The following is an 18,200-nucleotide window of genomic DNA, read 5'->3' as shown; positions in this document are numbered from 1 at the left end:
GTGCCCTCTCCTGATGGTCTCTACGGCCGGCGGGCGGCGGCCCGCCCGGTGGCGGTGTGCAGCAGTGCGCCGGGGTCGGCGTCCGCCCCGCCCATCCAGGCCACGTGGCTGTCGGGTCGTACGAGCAGCAGCTCGGCCGGATAGCGGTCGGAGTGCTCCGCGGGCAGGTCGGCCACCGAAAGGGGCACCCCCAGCGCGTCGGCCGCCGCCTTCCAGGCCGCCGTGCTGACACCCGGGTCGGTGCGCAGCAGGGTGAAGCCGGGGCCGAGCACGTCGAGCACGGACCGGTCGTCGTCGAGCCAGGCGTGCGGCAGCCGGAAGCCGGGCTGTGCCCGCCGCAAGTACGTCCCCATGGCGATCTCCGGCTGCTGTCGGCCGCCGACCACCAGGGGCGAGCCCGCGTAGTGGTAGCCGAAGCTGAAGCCGTCGGGTGAGTACCGGGGCGGCTCGCTGACCGCGAGCCGGCGCGCGAACTCGGCCCTGGCCCGCGCGCCTTCGGCGCCGGGCCGGTGGATGCCGGGCGGGAAGCCCGCGAACGCCTGGTGCGCAGCGGCGCCCACCGCACGGGCGAACTGCTCGCCCACTGGCTTGCGTTCCAGCTCGTAGGCGTCCAGCAGCTCCGCCGGCGCCCACCCGTGGTGGACGGCGGCGAGCATCCAGCCCAGCGCCGCCGCGTCCTGGATGCCGGCGTTCATGCCGAAGCCGCCGACCGGAATCCACAGGTGCGCGGCGTCCCCGGCCAGGAACACCCGCCGCTCCCGGTAGCGCTGGGCGACCAGGCGGCGGCCGGTCCAGCGCACCACGCCCAGCACCTCGTGCGGGACGCTCTCCCCCACCGCGTCCCGCAGGAGCGCTTCGGGGTCCTCGGCCCCGGTGTCGTGCTCGGGGCCGAAGGCGACGTGGTGCAGCCACAGTTCGCCGCCGTCGATGGCGATCAGCGAGGAGATCCGGCGGCCGTACGTCCAGTACGTCCATGCCCGGTCCCGCGCGGCCAGCCGCCCGAGGGCGGGCGAGCGGTAGAGCGTCGAGACGAACTGCTGGATCGCGTCGACGCCCTCGTAGCGGATGCCCAGTTGGCGCCGGACGGTGCTGCGGGCGCCGTCGCAGCCGACCACGTAGGCGCAGTGCAGGGTGCGCAGCGCGCCGGCGCTCTCCACGACCGCTTCGACGTGGTCGTCGTACGGACGCAGCCCGACCAGCCGGGTGCCGCGCTCGAGGGTGACGCCCGGCAGCGCGGTCGCGCGCCGCTCCAGGATCGGTTCGAGGAAGAGCTGGGAGATGCGGTGCTGGGGCTCCGGGGTGGGCCAGTCCTGCTTGCCCGCCCCGTCCAGGACGTCGCGGGATGCGGGCAGGTCGAGCCGGTAGATCTCCTCGCCGTTCAGGGTGGTCCGGTAGTGGATCGACGTGGGGTGGTCCTGGGGCAGGCCGGCCCGCCGGATGTCGTCCGCGAGGCCGAGCCGCCGGAAGATCTCCATCGACCGGGCCGAGGTGGTGTTGCAGCGGGGGTTGGCGCCGCGTTCCTCGGTGGCTTCCACGACGTGGCAGGGCACGCCGCGCCCGGCCAGGTCGAGGGCGAGGGTCAGACCGGCCGGCCCGGCGCCGACGATCAGCACCCCGACCTGCTCCGGTGTATTGCTGCTGATGGGCTCTGTCATGCGCTCAGGAACTCTCCTACCAGGCGGTGGAACGTGTCCGGCCGGTCGACGTGTATCCAGTGCCCCGCGCCGGCCACGACCTCCAGCCGGGCGTCGGGCAGGGCGTCGGCCAGGCGCCGGGAGACCTCGACCGGCGAGACGCGGTCGCGCTCCCCGTGCAGCGCGAGGACCGGGTGGACGATCGTGGCGGGGTCGGGGGGCGGCGGGCCACCCACGACCTCGGTGAACATCGACCGGAACGCCTGCTCGGCGCCCGGGCGCAGTGCCTGCCGCAGCCGGATGACGGCGAGTTCACCGAGCAGCGCCTCGTGGCCGGCCTCGTCGGCGACCAGCCGGCCGAGGGTGGCGCGCATGGACGCCAGGGTCGGATCGTCGTAGAAGGGCACCTTCGCCGGCAGCGGCCCGGTGCCCGCGCCGCCCATCAGCACCGCGCGCCCGATCCGGTCGGGTGCCCGGGCCAGCAGGGCCAGCGCGGCGGCGCCGCCCGCGGCCGAGTTGCCGACCAGGTGCGCGCGTTCGATGCCGTGGCGGTCGAGGAGGTCCACGATCTGCCGGGCTCTGGCCGCCGCCCAGGCGCGCGGGCCCGCCAGCCCGCCGGTGCCGGCGATCCGCGTGCCGAAGCCGAGGAGGTCGGGGGCCAGGCAGCGGAAGTCCGCCGCGAGCCGGGTGCGCACGGCCGCCCAGTTGCTGTCGGCGTCGACGCCCGGTCCGCCGCCGTGCAGCAGGACGAGCGGGGGCCCGGTCGAGGCAGTGGCGTGGGCCCGCCTGCCGGGCTCGGGAACGTTCAAGGCAAACCTCGCTTCGTTGCGACGGTCGTGTGCGCCTGCGGGCGGACGGGGCGGCGCCGGGAGCTGCGCCGGGCGCGGACCACCCGTCTGTATGTAGCGTTCACTCTACGATGTGGCCGAGGCGTTGACCAGCAGGAGCGGCCCCGCCCGACGCGCCTCAGGATGGCAACGGTCCGGCCGCGCTGTCAAGACAGAACGTTCTCTCTAGCTAGCCGACCTGGCCGAGACCGAACGTTCTGCCATTTGTTAGTCTGGGCACCATGAGTCGGAGTACAGAGGGTGGCAGCACCTCGGAGGCGAGAGCCCGGCTGCTGAACACGGCCACGCGGATCTTCTACACCGAGGGAATCCACTCCGTCGGCGTCGACCGGATCGTCGCGGAGGCCAAGGTCACCCGGGCCACCTTGTACCGGCACTTCCCGGGCAAGGAGGAACTCGTCCTGGCCTACCTCGCCCAGGCCGACCAGGGCATCCGGGCGCAGGTCGCCGAGGCCGTCGGGAGCAGCCCGTCGCCGCGCGAGCAGATCCGGGCCGTCGCCCGGTCCATCACCGACGGCATCCGCTCCCCCGGGTTCCGCGGCTGCGCCTTCCTCAACGCCGTCGCCGAGTACCCCGACCCGTCCCACCCGATCCACCAGGCCGTCATGGCCCACCGGGACTGGTTCCTCCAGACCCTCACCGACCTGATCGCGCAGGCGGGCGAGGGCCCCGCCGACGCCGCCGGGCGGCACCTGGTGATGCTCCGCGACGGGGCGATGGCCGCCGGCTGCCTCTTCGACCCCCAGCTGATCTCCGAGACCTTCCTCGACGGCGTCGACGGCCTGCTGCGGGTCCGCGGCGCCTGAACCCCTGGGCCGCGGGCGGCCGTCACCTCGTCACCCCCTCCTCACCTGCCTGAACGCAGCGCGCGGGACAGCCCGAGGGCCGCGGTCCGAACCGCCGGTGCCAGTCGGGCCGAGCGGAAGCGGGCGCGGGGCACGGCCACCGACAGCGCGGCGACGGCGGTCGCCCCGTCGAAGACGGGCGAGGCGATGCAGCACACGCCGACAGCGGCCTCCTGCTCCTCGTGGGCGAGGCCGGCCGCCTGGATCTGGCCGACGAGGGTGCGCAGCCGCGCCGGGTCGGTGACCGAGTGCGGGGTCAGCCGGGGCAGGGGCGCCGCCAGCACCTCCTCGATCAGCTCCTCGCCGGCGAACGCCAGCAGCGCCTTGCCGACCCCGGTGCACGTCAGCGGCAGCCGGCCGCCGATCCGGGAGGGCAGCACCGGCGCCCGGTGGCCGTGGATGCGCTCCACATAGACCACCTCCCGCCCCTCCCGGATGCCGAGGTGCACGGTCTCGTGCGTGGCCTCGAACAGATCCTGGAGGAAGGGCAGCGCCACCTCGCGCAGGTGGAAGCGGCGCGGCACCAGTGAGCCCAGCTCGAACAGCTTGCCGCCGAGCCGGTAGCCGTCGCCGTCCCGGTCGAGCAGGCCAAGGCGCACCAGGTCCGCGCAGAGCCGGAACGCGGTCGTCTTGGCCAGCCCGGTGCGGGCGGCGATGTCCGTGAGACGGAACGCGCCGCCGTCCGGCTGGAAGCACTCCAGGACGGCTGCCGCCTTGTCGAGCATGTTCCCCTGGCTGCTGTTCCGTGTCATGGAACGTATTTTGCCGGTCCCGAAAGCCTCCTCCTATACCTGGGAAACGCCCCGGCGGTCGGCCACCCCAGCGCCGGTCCCGCGACTCCCCTTCCCGGAGGAACCCTTGATGCCTGCCCCGCACCGCCGCCCCGCCGTCAACGGCGGACGGCCATGACCGCCCCCGGCCCCGACGGCGTGGCCGAGGCGGCCGCCGTGCTGGCGGAAGCCGCCCGTACCGGAACGCCCTGCCCCCCGGTGCGCTCGCTCCTGCCGCCCGCGGACCTCGAGGCCGCCTACGCCGTACAGCGCCGGCACGTCGCCCGCGCCGTGGCCGAGGGGCGGCGGCCGGTGGGCCGCAAGATCGGTCTGACCTCGCCCGCCGTACAGCGCCAACTCGGCGTCGACCAGCCCGACTTCGGCGTGCTCTTCGCCGACATGGCGGTGCCCGAGGGACAGCCGGTCGCCGCCGGGCGGCTGCTCCAGCCCAAGGTGGAGGCGGAAGTCGCGCTGGTGCTGGGCGCCGACCTGCCGCACCGGGAGCCGACCGCGGCCGACCTGCTGCGGGCCACCGCGTTCGCGCTGCCCGCGCTGGAGATCGTCGACAGCCGTATCGCCGGCTGGGACATCACCCTCGTGGACACCGTGGCCGACAACGCCTCCTGCGGCCTGTTCGTCCTGGGCGGCACACCGGTGCCGCTCGACCGGGTCGACCTGCGCGCCGCGCGGATGACCCTGGTGAAGAACGGCGAGACGGCCTCCCAGGGCACCGGCGCCGACTGCCTGGGCAGCCCGCTGACCGCCGCCCTCTGGCTCGCCGCCACCCTCAGCCGGCTCGGCGACCCGCTGCGGGCCGGCGAGATCGTCCTGACCGGCGCGCTGGGCCCGATGGTGGCCGCCGCCGAGGGCGACACGTTCAACGCCAGCATCGACGGCCTCGGCACGGTAGGCGCCGAGTTCGCGACCGCCGCCCCGCAAGGAGCCGGCGCATGACGGCGAAGGTCGCCGTCATCGGGTCCGGCAACATCGGCACCGACCTGATGATCAAGATCCTGCGGCTGTCAAAGACCCTGGAGATCGCCGCCATGGCCGGCATCGACCCCGCGTCCGACGGCCTGGCCCGCGCCCGCCGGCTGAAGGTCGCCACCACCCACGAGGGCGTCGACGGGCTGGTGGCCATGGACGAGTTCGCGGACGTGTCCCTCGTCTTCGACGGCACCTCCGCCGGCGCCCACCGGCGCCACGACCGGGTGCTGCGCGCGCTGGGGCGTACGGTCGTCGACCTCACCCCCGCCGCGCTCGGCCCGTACGTGGTGCCGCCGGTCAACGGCGAGGCGCACCTGGACGCCGGCAACGTCAACATGGTCACCTGCGGCGGCCAGGCCACCATCCCCGTCGTCGCCGCGGTCGCCGCCGTCACGCCGGTGCACTACGGCGAGATCGTCGCCTCGATCGCCTCCCGCTCGGCCGGCCCCGGCACCCGGGCCAACATCGACGAGTTCACCGAGACCACCGCCTCGGCCGTGGAGAAGGTCGGCGGCGCCGCGCGCGGCAAGGCGGTCATCGTGCTCAATCCGGCCGCCCCCCCGCTGATCATGCGCGACACCGTGCACTGCCTGGTCGGCGACTGCGACGACGCCGCGGTCACCGCGTCGGTGCAGGAGATGGCCGAGCGCGTCCGGACCTACGTACCGGGCTACCGGCTGAAGCAGAAGGTGCAGTTCGACCGGGTGCCCGGCGACGACCCGCTGCGCTCGCTGCTGCCGGCCGCCATGCGCTCGGGGCAGGCCGCGAAGGTGTCGGTGTTCCTCGAAGTGGAGGGCGCCGCCCACTACCTGCCCGCCTACGCCGGCAACCTCGACATCATGACCTCGGCCGCGCTGCGCACCGCCGAGCGCCTGGCCGCGCACCGCTCCGGAAAGGCGGCGACCCGATGACGTCGCTGTACGTGCAGGACGTGACCCTCAGGGACGGCATGCACGCCGTCCGGCACCGCTACACCGTCGACCAGGCCCGTACCATCGCCACCGCCCTGGACGCCGCCGGGGTCGCCGCGATCGAGATCGCCCACGGCGACGGCCTGTCCGGCTCCAGCATCACCTACGGCATCGGTGCCCACACCGACTGGGAGTGGATCGAGGCCGTCTGCGGCGCCGTGACCCGCGCGGTGCCCACCACGCTGCTCCTGCCCGGCATCGGCACCCTGCGCGACCTGAAGCAGGCCCACGCGCTGGGCATCCGGTCGGTGCGGGTGGCCACCCACTGCACCGAGGCCGACATCTCCGCCCAGCACATCGCCGCCGCCCGCGAGTCGGGCATGGACGTGGCCGGCTTCCTGATGATGTCCCACATGGCCGAACCGGCCGAACTCGCCCGCCAGGCGAAGCTGATGGAGTCCTACGGCGCCGGATGCGTCTACGTCACCGACTCCGGCGGGCGCCTGACCATGGACGGGGTGCGCGACCGCTTCCGCGCCTACCGCGACGTCCTCGACCCGGCCACCGAGTTGGGCATCCACGCCCACCACAACCTCGGTCTCGGCGTGGCCAATTCCGTCGTCGCCGTCGAGAACGGCGCGGCGCGGATCGACGCGTCGCTGGCGGGGCAGGGCGCGGGGGCCGGCAACTGCCCGCTGGAGGCGTTCGTGGCCGTCGCCGACCTGATGGGCCTGGACCACGGCTGTGACCTGTTCCCGCTGATGGACGCCGCCGACGACCTGGTGCGCCCGCTCCAGGACCGGGAGGTGCGGGTGGACCGCGAAACGCTGACCCTCGGCTACGCCGGGGTGTACTCCAGCTTCCTGCGGCACGCCGAGGCAGCGTCCCACCGGTACGGCGTCGACACCCGGGCCATCCTCGTCGAGGTCGGGCGGCGCCAACTGGTGGGCGGGCAGGAGGACATGATCACCGACATCGCCCTCGACCTCGCCGCTGCCGCCGCGCCTGCCTCGTCGCCTTCGCCTTCGACGTCGACCGGTTTCTGACCCCCCGGTCCGACCCGCGCCATCAGGAGGCGTGCGCCGTCAGGAGACGTGCGCCGGTCCGCGGCCCCGCTGCTCCGCGAGGCCGCGGACCAGGGCGACGATGCCGCCGACCTGCGCGCTGTAGGCGGCGCCGTCGAAGCTGTTGGTCACCGCGAGCCCGTCGATCATGGCCTGGCCGAGCACGGCGATCCGGTCCACGAGCGCCGCGTCGGCCTCCTTGCCGTCCGGCGCGAGCACGGGCGTGAGGGCTTCCACCCACGAGGCGCGGGCGTAGGCGCGGATGCGCCGCACCGTGGTCAGCACCGACTCCGCGTCCTTGTGCGGGCCGACGCTGATGGCCAGCAGGATGCGCAGGTACTCCGGCCGCTCGTCGAGGGAGGCGCAGGCCGCGGTGACCCACTTCTCGAAGCGTTCGAGCGGTTCGTGGCCGTCGTAGGACGAGGGGTTCGGGAATGCGGCGTGCAGTTCGTCGAAGGTGCGTTCCAGCAGGGCCGCGAGGACGCCGAGCTTGTTCCCGAAGTGGTAGTAGATCGAACTGGCCGGCAGCCCGGACCGGGCGGTCAGGTCCGAGATCGACATGCCGTCGTACCCGCGGCTGGTGACGAGGACCCGTGCGGCGTCCAGGATGGCGCCGCGGCTGCTCACGGGGGCGCCGGTCGTCGCGGGGTCGGTTTCCTTCACCACCCGTCAATGATAGGGGCAGGCAGGGGCCGCTCCCCCGGGCACGGTCCCTGCCTGTCGCCCCGCCGGCCGGTCGGCCGTCAGACGAGGCTCAGCGCCACGTCGATGTTGCCGCGCGTGGCGTTGGAGTACGGGCACACCTGGTGTGCCTTCTCCACCAGTCCGCCCGCGACGGCCGGGTCCACGCCCGGCAGCGACACCTGCATCTCGACGGCCAGGCCGAGGCCGCCGTCGTGGGTCTTGCCGATGCTGACGCGCGCGGTCACCAGCGAGCCGGTGATGCTGACGCCGGCCTGCCGGGCGACGAGGCCGAGCGCGCCCTGGAAGCAGGCGCTGTAGCCGGCCGCGAAGAGCTGCTCGGGGTTGGTGCCGACGCCGCTGCCGCCCATCGCCTGGGGCATGTTGACGACGACGTCCAGCTTGCCGTCGTCGGTGGCGACGCGGCCGTCCCGGCCGTTCTCCGCGGTGGCGACGGCGACGTACAGGACGTCCAGTGACTGACTCATGATCAGGTTCTCCTCGATGGTGTCTCGGTGGGGTGCGGTGGGGTGGTGCGGGAAGGCGGGCGACGGTCCGGTCGGGACCGCGCCGGGATCGAGCGGGCTCAGCGCGCGGCCTGCTCGATGATCTTGGTGACGGCTGCGGGCCGGCTGACCATGACCGCGTGGGAGGCCTTCACCTCGCTGACGTGCGCGTGCGCGCGTGCGGCCATGAAGCGCTGGACGTCCGGGGCGATCGCGTGGTCCTCGAGGGTGACCAGGTCCCAGGAGGGGATGGTGCGGAAGGCCTCTTCGGCGCTGGGGTCGGTGACCGCCTTCGTGTTGGCCGGGCGCTGGGCCGCGGCCAGGTCGGCGGCGGTGTCCGGGTCCACGTCGCCCGCGAAGAACTGCCGGAAGTGCGCCGGGTCGATGGACACCTCGGTGCCGCCCGGGACCTGGGTCGAGATCAGCGGCAGTGACGGCGTGGTCCTGGCGGCGAGGTCGCCGACCGTCTCGCCCTTCTCGGGGATGAAGCCCGCGATGTAGACGAGGGACTTGACCTCGGGGTCCGAGGCGGCGGCGTTGGTGATCACCGCGCCCCCGTAGGAGTGGCCGACCAGGACGACCGGGCCCTTGATGGTGGACAGGTAGCTGGAGACGTACGCCGAGTCGCCGGTCAGCCCCTGGAGGGGGTTGGCGATGGCGCGCACCGGATAGCCGTCGTGGCGCAGTTCGGTCATGACCGACGACCAGCTGGACGAGTCGGCCCACGCCCCGTGCACCAGGACGACGGTCGGCTTGGGCTGCTGGGCGCGCGGGCCGGCGCCGTGGTCGGCGGCGTCGGCGACGCCGGGCAGCAGGGTCGCGCCGATCAGCGCGGCAGCGGCGGCGGCACCGGCGCCGGCGAGTGCGGTACGGCGGGAGAGACGGATACGCATGGTGGAGCCCTTCTTGAGCGAGGCGTGGCTGGAGGGGGTGATCCCTCGGCGCGGGAGAGTCGTCCGCTGCGACCGCGCCGATGCCATGGGCTTCCGCCCCTCCGCCAGGTAGACTAACTAGTAACTCTACCGACGAGGGACACAGTGCCACACGGAACCGCCCGGGGCAAGGCGAGAGGAGCCCGTACCATGAGCGATGTGAACGTGCCGGTACGAGAACGCCTGATCAACGCGGCCACCGAACTCTTCTACGCACACGGCCTGCGGGCGGTGAGCGCGGACCGGATCATCGAGCGGGTCGGCACCACGAAGGTGACCTTCTACCGGCACTTCAGGACGAAGGACGACCTGGTGGTGGCCTACCTGGAGGGGCGCGCCGCACTGGAGCGCGAGGCCATCGACGCGGTGATCGCCCGGGCCGGCGGCGACATCGACACGGCGCTGCGGCTGATCGCGGAGGCGATCGGCGCCATGGCGTGCAGCCCGGGCTTCCGCGGCTGCGCCTTCATCAACGCGGCCGCGGAGTACCCCGATCCGGCCGGCGCCGTACGCCAGGTCGTCCAGGCGCACCGGGCCTGGTACACGAAGACCTTCGAGCAGCTCATCGCGCCGCTCGGGCTGGCGGAGCAGGCCGCCGCCGCGGAGGACCTGATGGTGCTGCGCGACGGCGCCATGGTCTCCGGATACCTCGGCGACCCCGCGGGCGCGGCCGGCTCCTTCCTGCGCGGCTGCCAGGCGATCCTCCACCGCCCGGCCGGCTGACCGCCGCCGACACGGCCTCAGGCGAGCAGCAGCCGCAGTTCGTCGCGAACGGCGAGGAGGGCGTCCACGCTCTGCTCGGCGCGGCTGATGACGAGGGCCCCTTCGACCGCGCTGACGGCGAGCGTGGCCACGCGGTCGGCGCGTGAGGCGTCGATCCCGCGCGCGGCGAGGTGACGGGCCAGTGACCCTCGCCACGCCCGGAAGAAGTCGGCTCCCGCGTCCCGGAGTTCGGGCACCCGGGTGGAGCGCTCGATGCAGATGGGCACGACCGGGCACCCGGCGGTGAAGCCGGACCCGGCGAACTCCGCGGCGACCGCGTCGACGCACGCCGCCACGAAGTCCGCGGCCGAGCCGGCGCCGGCCGCGGTCGCCTCGATCCGCTCCAGCAGTTGAGCGGTCCGCAGGGCGACCACCTCGGCGGCGATCTCGTCCTTGCCGCCGCGGAAGTGGAAGGTCACGGACCCGCGCGGGGCACCCGACGCGTTCACGATGTCGCTGATGGCGGTCGCGCCGTACCCCTGTTCGCGCATGGCCCGCATCGACGCGCGGATGATGCGGTCCCGCGTGTCCGTCCGCCGCCCCATCACACCCTCCTCGCCTGTCTCCCCACGCTACCAGGACGTACGTACGAGCGAGCAGCGTTGCTAGTATGACCGTACGAGCTAATTCGCCGGGCCGCCGGCGCCCGGACCGACGCAAGCGGAAGGAAGACCATGTACACCCGCGCACGCACCGCCCTCGTCCTCGTCGACGCCACCAACGACTTCATCTCCGAGCACGGCAAGGCGTGGCCGGGGCTGCGCGAGGTCTGCGAGGAGGTCGGCACGGTGCCGAACATGAAGCGGACCCTGGAGGCGGCGCGCGCCGCCGGCGTCCAGGTGCTGCACGCGCCGATGGTGACCCAGCCGTGGGACTACGGCCCCTGGCACCACCGCACCCCCAGCCACGACGGCATGGCCCACGCCCAGCTCTTCCAGGCCGGGAGCTGGGGTGCCGAGTTCCACCCCGACTTCACACCCGCCGACGGCGAGGTCGTGGTCACCCCGCACAAGACCTTCGACGCGCTGCACGGCACGGACATGGACACGCAGCTCCGGCAGCGCGACATCGACCACCTGATCCTCTGCGGCCTGACCACCAACACCTGCGTGGACTCCACCGGCCGCGACGCCGTCGAGAAGGGCTACCACGTGACCTTCGTGTCCGACGCGGTGGCCACGTTCACGCGAGCGATGCAGCGCGCGACGATCGAGCTCAACTGGCCGCGCTACGCCCACCGGATCGCGACCGCCGACGAGGTCGCCGACTCCCTGGCGCACGCGCGCTGACGCGCCGCTCGCGGGCAGGGCTTCCTCGTACCGTTTTTAAGAGACAGAACGTTCTGCCTCATTTTCTTGGTAGGGTGACTGGGCGAGCCCCGGGCAAGGGCGTTCGGCGCGACCCGACGCGCCGCGCTCGACCCGGGCTGCCCACCACGTGAGGAAAACCCATGCCCACCCTGCCCGAAACAGGTGTGCCCTCGCGCACCCCTCGCAAGGACGGGGGCGCGCCTGAGCCGATGGCCCATCCGCAGATCATGCGCGCCCTGTCCGGACTGCTGCTCGGCCTGTTCTGCGCCATCCTGTCGGAGACCGTCGTCACCAACGCGCTGCCGCGGATCATCGGCGACATCGGCGGCGGCCAGAGCGCCTACACCTGGGTCGTCACGTCCTCGCTCCTCGCCGTGACCGCCTCCACGCCCCTGTGGGGCAAGCTCGCCGACCAGTTCAGCAAGAAGGTCCTGGTCCAGTCCTCGCTGGTCGTCTTCGTGGCCGGCTCCCTGATCGCCGGCTTCGCGCAGAACCCCACCACGCTGATCACCGCGCGGGTCGTCCAGGGCCTGGGGGTCGGCGGGCTGTCGGCCCTCGGGCAGATCGTGCTCGCCGCGATGATCTCCCCGCGCGAGCGCGGCCGTTACTCCGGCTACCTGGGCGCGACCTTCGCCGTCGCCACCGTGGGCGGCCCGCTGCTCGGCGGCGTCATCACCGACACCTCCTGGCTCGGCTGGCGCTGGTGCCTGTTCGTCGGCGTGCCCTTCGCCGTCATCGCGCTGGTCGTGCTCCAGCGCACGCTCAACCTGCCGGTGCCCCGGCGGAAGGCCACCGTCGACTGGGCCGGCGCCTTCTTCGTCACCGCCGCCGTGTGCGCGCTGCTCATCTGGGTCACCTTCGCCGGCGACAGGTACGCCTGGCTGTCCTGGCAGACCTGCGCGCTGGTGGGCGCGTCGGCCGTGCTGGCGCTCGTCTTCCTGTTCGTCGAGACGAAGGCCGCCGAACCGGTCGTCCCGCTGCGCCTGTTCCGCAACCGCACCGTCGCGCTGGCGTCCGGCGCCTCGCTCTTCGTCGGCGTCGCGCTGTTCGCGGGCACCGTGTTCTTCAGCCAGTACTTCCAGCTCGCCCGCGGCGCGACACCGACCATGTCGGGCCTGATGACGATCCCGTTCATCGCCGGCCTGTTCGTCTCCTCCACCGTCTCCGGACGGTTCATCAGCCGCACCGGCCGCTGGAAGGCCTGGCTGGTGACGGGTGGCGTCCTGCTGACGGCGGGCGTGTCCCTGCTGGGCGCGCTGCGGTACGACACCCCGTACGCGTACGTCGCCGGCGGCATGGCGCTGATGGGGCTCGGCGTCGGTACGACCCTCCAGAACCTGGTGCTGTGCACGCAGAACCAGGTGTCCTCCGACGACCTCGGCGCGGCGTCGTCCACCGTGACCTTCTTCCGCTCGCTCGGCGGCGCGGTGGGCGTCTCGGTGCTCGGCTCGGTGCTCACCACCAGGATCGGCGACCACGCCGCCGGCACCATCGGCCGGCTCGGCCCGCAGGACCGGGCCGCGGCCGCGAAGGCGTCCGGTGGCGGCGAACTGCCCGACCCCGCCGCGCTGCCGCACGCCGTCCGCGACTGGCTGGAGGGCGCCTACGGCCACGGCATCGGGGACGTCTTCCTGTACGTCGCCCCGATCGCGCTGCTCGCCCTCCTGGTGACCCTCTTCATCAAGGAGGTGCCGCTGCGCTCGTCCGGCGGCCCGGAGCGGCCCGCGGACGAACCGACCCCGTAACTCCCGCACTTCTTCACGCGCGACGGCTTCCCCCGCACAGGCGGCCGGCCGTCGTCGGTACCCGCGCGTCCACCACAGAAGGGATCGCGTTTCCATGATGAACAGTTCACCGCTCACCCCCTCCGGGCAGATCCTGCGGCTCAACGCCGAGGAGACCGAGCAGCGCGGCCGGCCGGCGGCGGCGAGCCTCGACGTCCTGCGGGACAGCGGGGCGCTGGCGCTGCGCACGCCCCTCGAGTACGGCGGGGAGTGGGCCGACGCGCCGGCGGCGGTGCGCCGTCTCGCCGAACTGGGGCGCGGCTGCCCGTCGGCCGCATGGGTCGCGGCCACGTCCGCCACGGCCAAGACGCTCCTCGCCCAGGGTCTGGGCGCCGACGCCCACAAGGAGGTCTTCGGCGACCCGGACTCCCTTGCCTGCGGCTCCGGCCACCCGTCCGGCCGCGGGGTGCGGGAGGCCGGCGGGGTACGGGTCAGCGGCCAGTGGGACAACGTCTCCGGGTGCGAGGCGGCCGCGTGGGCGAACCTCGCGGTGATGGTCGACGACGCATACCACGTCGCAGCCGTGCCCCTCGGGGACCTGCGCGTCGAACGCAACTGGCACATGGCGGGCATGCGCGGCACCGGCAGCCAGCGGCTCGTCGCCGACGGTCTGCTGATACCCGCGCACCGCATCGCACCCGGCGGCCCGCCCCGGCGCCAGGACCAGCTGTTCTTCGCGCTGTGCCTGCTCGCACCGGTGGTGGGCGGCGCGCGGGGCGCGCTCGACACGGTGGAGGCGATGTTCCGGTCCGGCCGCAAGCCCTACATGACGGGCTACGCCGGCATGGGCGACTCGCCCGGGGCCCGGCACTGGCTGGCCAGGGCCGCCTGGCTGGTGGAGCGGGCCGAGCGCACCGCGCTGACGACCGCTCAGGACAGCACGCGGGAGGACCTGGACGAGGCGGCGGGCGCGCGGCTGCGCGCGGGGATGGCGGATGCCGCCAAGGACTGCCGGGACGCCGTGGAACTCATGCTGGACCTGCACGGCGCCGCCGGTTTCCGGGAGACGAACGCCTTGCAGCGCTACTGGCGGGACATCGCGGTGGCCGGCCGCCACCCCCTGCTCTGCGGCTACCTCGCCGCCGAGAACCTCGGCACCGCGCTGGTCTCCTGATCCGACCTGGGCCGGCGCCCGAACGCCAGTCCCGCTCCCCTCTGCCGACAGTCCCCTTTGCCGACAGTCCCGACCCGCGACGGCGCCCGCGCGCGCCCAGGATCGCCGGAGGTACCGTGTTCGCCGCGTTCGCCCGTGCATTCACCACGCCCGACCTGCGCAGGAAGCTGCTCTTCACGCTCGGCGTCGTCGTGGTGTACCGGCTGGGCACCCACATCCCGATCCCCGGCGTCGACTACCGGGCGATCCGGCAGTGCCTGGACCAGGCCTCGGGCAGCCAGGGGCTGTTCGGGCTGGTCAACCTCTTCAGTGGCGGCGCGCTGCTCCAGATCACCGTCTTCGCGCTCGGCATCCTCCCGTACATCACCGCCAGCATCATCCTGCAACTGCTGACCGTGGTCGTCCCGCGGCTGGAGGCGCTCAAGAAGGAGGGGCAGGCCGGGACGGCGAGGATCACGCAGTACACCCGGTACCTGACGGTGGCGCTCGCCCTCCTCCAGAGCACCGGCCTGGTGGCCACCGCCCGCGGCGGCGGCCTCTTCTCCACCTGCACGGTCTCCGGCGGCATCGTCCCGGACCAGTCGGTCTTCACCACGGTGACGATGGTCGTCTGCCTGACGGCAGGCACCGGCGTGGTCATGTGGCTCGGCGAGCTGGTCACCGACCGCGGTATCGGGAACGGCATGTCGATCCTGATGTTCGTCTCGATCGCCTCCACCACCCCGTCCGCGCTGTGGGCGATCCGGAAGCAGGGCTCCCTGGCGGGCGGCTGGATCGAGTTCGGCGGGGTGCTCGCCGTGGCGCTGGCCGTCGTCGGGTTCGTGGTGTTCGTGGAGCAGGCCCAGCGCCGTGTCCCGGTGCAGTACGCCAAGCGCAGCATCGGCCGCCGGTCGTACGGCGGCACCTCCACGTACATCCCGCTGAAGCTGAACCAGGCGGGCGTGATCCCGGTCATCTTCGCCTCGTCGCTGCTCTACCTCCCGGCGCTGGCCGCACAGTTCGCGGGCGGCGACGCCGGGTGGAAGACCTGGGTCGGCGTGAATCTGACCAGGGGCGACCATCCCGTCTACGTCGTCGTGTACGCCGTGCTCATCGTGTTCTTCGCGTTCTTCTACGTCGCGATCAGCTTCGACACGGACGAGGTCGCGGACACCATGAAGCAGTACGGGGGCTTCGTGCCGGGGATCAGGTCCGGGCGGGCGACCGCGCGGTATCTGAGCTACGTGCTCAACCGGATCACCTGGCCGGGCGCGCTGTACCTGGCGCTGATCGCCCTGCTGCCCACCGTCGCGCTGGCCGTGACCGGGGCGAGCCAGGACTTCCCGTTCGGCGGGACCAGCATCCTGATCATCGTCGGGGTGGGCACGGAGACGGTGAAGCAGATCGAGAGCCAGTTGCAGCATCGCCACTACGAGGGCCTGCTGCGGTAGGCGCGCGGCGCGCCGACCCGCCGGGGCGGGGCGGGTTCGGCGCGCGGGCGCGGCCTGGTGCCCGGGCGGTGTCAGACCGGGTCGACTCCGGCCACCATCGGCGGGGTCGGGACGACCGGGAACGTCTGGAAGTACAGGTGCTCGACGCGGCGCAGCCGAATCCGCCATCCGTCGGGGGTGCGGACCCAGTCGTCGTGCCAGTAGCCCACCGCGTGGGTGTTGCTCCTGCCGTCGCGGCTCACGTGCGTGTGCCAGTGCGGGGCGATCGAGTGCGCGGTGTCGCCGTCGATGGTGACAGTGGCGTGCCCTTCGATGTGCTGCCAGACGTCGAAGGAGAGCCCCAGGCCCTCCTTGCCGCCGACGAGGCCCTTGCCGCGCATCAGCTCCGCGTAGCCGGCGAGGTCGAAGACCCGGCCCCCGGCAGCGGTCGCGTCGATCTCGGCGTCGGGGGTGAAGAGCTGACCCCACTGCGCGAGGACGTCCGCGTCCCCGCTGTCGGCCTGGTGCAGGTCCTGCCCCAGGCCGTAGAGGGCGACCTTGTCCTGGATCTCCAGTCGGTCGCACAGGTACTGAATCCGGTCGGCGTCACTCATGGCTCTCCTCGCGCGTCCTGATGCCGGGCCACATCAACCACATTTCCAAGAATGTGGAAATGTGGTTGCGACGCTACCATGGGCTCCATGCAGCGCAGACCCCGCATGTCACCGCCCATGCCCCTGCCGGACCTGGCCCGGCTCTTCGCAGTGCTGGGCGACCAGAGCCGGCTGGCGGTCGTGCGGCTCCTGCTCGACGGCGAGCTGCGGACGGCCGGCCAGATCGCGGAGCAGGTGTCACTGCCGGCCTCGACGTGCTCCTACCACCTGACCAAGCTGCTGAACGCGGGCGTCACGACCTGCCAGGCCGAGGGCGCCTACCGGTTCCCGGTCCTGCGCCGCGCCGAACTGGAGCGGGAGTTCCCGGGCGTCCTCGACCTGATCGCGAAGGGCGCGCCGCAGACCGTCTGACGGCGGCTCGGCTCGTGCGGGGCCGGCGGGGGACCGGAGAGCCGCGCGGGGCCGTCCTCACCCGGGGACCGTACCGCGCGACGCACGGGAGCGGCACCGTGGCCGTGACCGCCGGCGGAAAAGCGTTGGCGGCCGGTGCGGCGGCGCTGTTAGGTTCCCCGGTATGAAGCGCGCCGCGATCAACGCCACGACGACGCCGGAGAGTGTCCCGGCGCGCTGATCGATGTCTGTCAGTCCGAAGCCCCGGGGCGGCCGCCCCGGGGCTTCGTGCTGTCGTGGTGGGCCGCCCCGCCGACCCCACCACCGCAGGAAGGCGGCACACCATGGACGAAGTTGTTGACGAGGCCTCGCACGAAGCCGTGCACGACCACCGCGAACTCGGCCGCGAGCTGGGCCTGTTCGGCAGTGACCCGCTGATCGGCGCGGGGCTGCCGTACTGGCTGCCCGACGGCGCAGCGGTGCGGCACGCGCTGGAGGAGTACATCCGCGGGCGGGAGCGCGCGGCGGGCTACCGGCACGTGTACTCGCCGGTGCTCGGCAAGCGCGAGCTGTACGAGGTCTCCGGGCACTGGGCCCACTACCGCGACGACATGTTCCCGCCGATGGACGTCGGCGGCGAGCAGATGGTGCTGCGCCCGAGCCTGTGCCCGCACCACGCGCTGCTCTACCGCTCGCGGTCCCGCAGCTACCGCGAACTGCCGCTGCGCATGGCCGAACTGGGCGGGATGTTCCGCGCCGAGCTGTCGGGCGTGCTCGGCGGGCTGACCCGGGTGCGGGCGATCCAGCTCAATGACGCGCACATCTTCTGCACCCCCGGACAGGTGGAGCAGGAGGCCGCGGCCGCGCTGGAGCTGATCGCGTCCGCGTACGCCGCGATGGGCCTGCGTGCCGCGCGCTACCGGCTGTCGCTGCCGGGGCCGGGCGGCAAGTACGCGGCCGCGCCTGAGATGTGGCAGCGCGCCACCGACGCGCTGGTCGGCGTCCTGGCCCGGCTCGGCCTGCCGTACGAGGCCGAGCGGGGCGAGGCCGCGTTCTACGGCCCGAAGATCGACGTGCAGGTCGCCGACCACGCCGGGCGGGAGTCGACCCTGTCCACCGTGCAGGTCGACTTCCACCAGCCCGAGCGGTTCGACCTGGGCTACGTGGGCGCGGACGGCGCGAGGCACCGGCCGGTGATGGTGCACCGCAGCGTCGTCGGGAGCGTGGAGCGCGCGGTGGCGCAGCTGGTGGAGGTGCACGGCGGGGCGTTCCCGGCCTGGCTGGCGCCGCTCCAGGTCGCGGTGCTGCCGGTGGGGCCCGAACAGGCCGGTGCCGCCGCTGAGTTCGCCGCGCGCTGCGCCGGACTCGGGTTGCGGGCGGAGGTGTCGGCCCCGGAGCAGGGCAGTCTCGGTGCGCGGGTGCGCCGGGCGCGCCTGGTGCCGTACCAGGTGGTGGTCGGGGCGCGGGAGGCGGCGGGCGGCCTGGTCGCGCCGCGGCTGCGGGACGGCCGGCGCCTCGACCCGCTGCCCGGGCGCGAGTTCGCGGCGCGGGTGGCCGCGCTGGTGGGCGCGTACGAGGTGCGGCTGTGGGACGGGCCGGGCGCGGGGTGACGGTGCGGCGGGCGCGCTCTCGAGTTCGG

19 protein-coding genes are annotated in these 18,200 nt (G+C 73.3%); 11 read left to right on the top strand and 8 right to left on the bottom strand.

The features are described 5' to 3' along the window. Nucleotides 1-20: 20 nt before the first annotated feature. Nucleotides 21-1,655, bottom strand: coding sequence for an FAD-dependent monooxygenase (locus WA788_RS19865; RefSeq protein ID WP_335979155.1), 1,635 nt, complete (start codon nucleotides 1,653-1,655; stop codon nucleotides 21-23). Further along, nucleotides 1,652-2,443 carry an alpha/beta fold hydrolase gene (locus WA788_RS19860; RefSeq protein WP_335979153.1) on the bottom strand — a complete coding sequence of 264 codons (792 nt, stop codon included), beginning with the start codon at nucleotides 2,441-2,443 and terminating at the stop codon, nucleotides 1,652-1,654. The genes WA788_RS19865 and WA788_RS19860 overlap by 4 nt, the downstream gene beginning before the upstream one ends. A gap of 260 nt (nucleotides 2,444-2,703) precedes the next feature. Between WA788_RS19860 and WA788_RS19855 the strand changes: the two genes are divergently transcribed. Then, nucleotides 2,704-3,288 carry a TetR/AcrR family transcriptional regulator gene (locus WA788_RS19855; RefSeq protein WP_335979151.1) on the top strand — a complete coding sequence of 195 codons (585 nt, stop codon included), beginning with the start codon at nucleotides 2,704-2,706 and terminating at the stop codon, nucleotides 3,286-3,288. A gap of 41 nt (nucleotides 3,289-3,329) precedes the next feature. Here WA788_RS19855 and WA788_RS19850 read toward each other — a convergent pair whose 3' ends face one another. Continuing rightward, a complete protein-coding gene (locus tag WA788_RS19850) occupies nucleotides 3,330-4,052 on the bottom strand; it encodes an IclR family transcriptional regulator (protein ID WP_335979342.1) in 723 nt (240 codons plus the stop codon). Between the two features lie 180 nt (nucleotides 4,053-4,232). On the opposite strand from WA788_RS19850, the gene WA788_RS19845 reads away from it, so the two are divergent. The 3 genes from WA788_RS19845 to dmpG are packed head-to-tail and all read left to right on the top strand — an operon-like array spanning nucleotide 4,233 to nucleotide 7,041. Next, nucleotides 4,233-5,051: a 2-keto-4-pentenoate hydratase gene (locus WA788_RS19845; protein ID WP_335979149.1), complete on the top strand. Its 819-nt coding sequence runs from the start codon at nucleotides 4,233-4,235 to the stop codon at nucleotides 5,049-5,051. After that, entirely contained in the window at nucleotides 5,048-5,995 is a 948-nt protein-coding gene (locus WA788_RS19840) for an acetaldehyde dehydrogenase (acetylating) (RefSeq protein WP_335979146.1), read from the top strand. The genes WA788_RS19845 and WA788_RS19840 overlap by 4 nt, the downstream gene beginning before the upstream one ends. Then, nucleotides 5,992-7,041, top strand: a complete 1,050-nt coding sequence (dmpG, locus tag WA788_RS19835; protein WP_335979144.1) for a 4-hydroxy-2-oxovalerate aldolase — start codon at nucleotides 5,992-5,994, stop codon at nucleotides 7,039-7,041. Before WA788_RS19840 ends, dmpG begins: the two co-directional genes overlap by 4 nt. Before the next feature lie 39 nt (nucleotides 7,042-7,080). On the opposite strand, the gene WA788_RS19830 is transcribed toward dmpG, so the two are convergent. The 3 genes from WA788_RS19830 to WA788_RS19820 all read right to left on the bottom strand — a co-directional run bounded on the left by WA788_RS19830 (nucleotide 7,081) and on the right by WA788_RS19820 (nucleotide 9,139). Beyond that, nucleotides 7,081-7,725: a TetR/AcrR family transcriptional regulator gene (locus WA788_RS19830; RefSeq protein WP_335979142.1), complete on the bottom strand. Its 645-nt coding sequence runs from the start codon at nucleotides 7,723-7,725 to the stop codon at nucleotides 7,081-7,083. A 77-nt stretch (nucleotides 7,726-7,802) separates the two neighbouring features. After that, a complete protein-coding gene (locus WA788_RS19825; protein WP_443034069.1) occupies nucleotides 7,803-8,228 on the bottom strand; it encodes an organic hydroperoxide resistance protein in 426 nt (141 codons plus the stop codon). A gap of 98 nt (nucleotides 8,229-8,326) precedes the next feature. Continuing rightward, nucleotides 8,327-9,139, bottom strand: a complete 813-nt coding sequence (locus WA788_RS19820) for an alpha/beta fold hydrolase (protein WP_335979140.1) — start codon at nucleotides 9,137-9,139, stop codon at nucleotides 8,327-8,329. Nucleotides 9,140-9,328: 189 nt separating this feature from the next. On the opposite strand from WA788_RS19820, the gene WA788_RS19815 reads away from it, so the two are divergent. After that, nucleotides 9,329-9,901: a TetR/AcrR family transcriptional regulator gene (locus tag WA788_RS19815; RefSeq protein ID WP_335979137.1), complete on the top strand. Its 573-nt coding sequence runs from the start codon at nucleotides 9,329-9,331 to the stop codon at nucleotides 9,899-9,901. Nucleotides 9,902-9,918: 17 nt separating this feature from the next. Here the strand turns inward: WA788_RS19815 and WA788_RS19810 are convergent, their stop codons facing one another. Next, entirely contained in the window at nucleotides 9,919-10,485 is a 567-nt protein-coding gene (locus WA788_RS19810) for a TetR/AcrR family transcriptional regulator (protein WP_335979135.1), read from the bottom strand. Between the two features lie 129 nt (nucleotides 10,486-10,614). Here WA788_RS19810 and WA788_RS19805 point away from each other — a divergent pair, with 129 nt between their 5' ends. The 4 genes from WA788_RS19805 to secY all read left to right on the top strand — a co-directional run bounded on the left by WA788_RS19805 (nucleotide 10,615) and on the right by secY (nucleotide 15,578). Next, on the top strand, nucleotides 10,615-11,229 hold the full coding sequence (locus WA788_RS19805) for a cysteine hydrolase family protein (protein ID WP_335979133.1): 615 nt from the start codon (nucleotides 10,615-10,617) through the stop codon (nucleotides 11,227-11,229). A 230-nt stretch (nucleotides 11,230-11,459) separates the two neighbouring features. Next, nucleotides 11,460-12,995 carry an MDR family MFS transporter gene (locus WA788_RS19800; protein WP_335979338.1) on the top strand — a complete coding sequence of 512 codons (1,536 nt, stop codon included), beginning with the start codon at nucleotides 11,460-11,462 and terminating at the stop codon, nucleotides 12,993-12,995. A 94-nt stretch (nucleotides 12,996-13,089) separates the two neighbouring features. Continuing rightward, entirely contained in the window at nucleotides 13,090-14,148 is a 1,059-nt protein-coding gene (locus WA788_RS19795) for an acyl-CoA dehydrogenase family protein (RefSeq protein WP_335979131.1), read from the top strand. Between the two features lie 116 nt (nucleotides 14,149-14,264). Further along, nucleotides 14,265-15,578 carry a preprotein translocase subunit SecY gene (gene secY / locus WA788_RS19790; RefSeq protein ID WP_335979129.1) on the top strand — a complete coding sequence of 438 codons (1,314 nt, stop codon included), beginning with the start codon at nucleotides 14,265-14,267 and terminating at the stop codon, nucleotides 15,576-15,578. 71 nt (nucleotides 15,579-15,649) lie between these two features. On the opposite strand, the gene WA788_RS19785 is transcribed toward secY, so the two are convergent. Then, the gene (locus WA788_RS19785; protein ID WP_335979128.1) at nucleotides 15,650-16,171 is read right to left on the bottom strand and encodes a nuclear transport factor 2 family protein; all 522 of its coding nucleotides are present in this window, start codon (nucleotides 16,169-16,171) and stop codon (nucleotides 15,650-15,652) included. An 87-nt stretch (nucleotides 16,172-16,258) separates the two neighbouring features. Here WA788_RS19785 and WA788_RS19780 point away from each other — a divergent pair, with 87 nt between their 5' ends. Both WA788_RS19780 and thrS read left to right on the top strand, forming a co-directional pair. Beyond that, entirely contained in the window at nucleotides 16,259-16,582 is a 324-nt protein-coding gene (locus WA788_RS19780; protein WP_335979126.1) for an ArsR/SmtB family transcription factor, read from the top strand. 323 nt (nucleotides 16,583-16,905) lie between these two features. Then, on the top strand, nucleotides 16,906-18,171 hold the full coding sequence (gene thrS / locus WA788_RS19775) for a threonine--tRNA ligase (protein ID WP_335979124.1): 1,266 nt from the start codon (nucleotides 16,906-16,908) through the stop codon (nucleotides 18,169-18,171). Nucleotides 18,172-18,200: the final 29 nt, after the last annotated feature.

The sequence above is a fragment of the Streptomyces sp. CA2R106 genome (genome assembly GCF_037034245.1).
In the GTDB taxonomy this organism is placed as follows: Bacteria; Actinomycetota; Actinomycetes; order Streptomycetales; family Streptomycetaceae; genus Actinacidiphila.
Note: the sequence above shows the minus strand (reverse complement) of the source record. Positions and strands in the feature narration are given on the sequence as shown.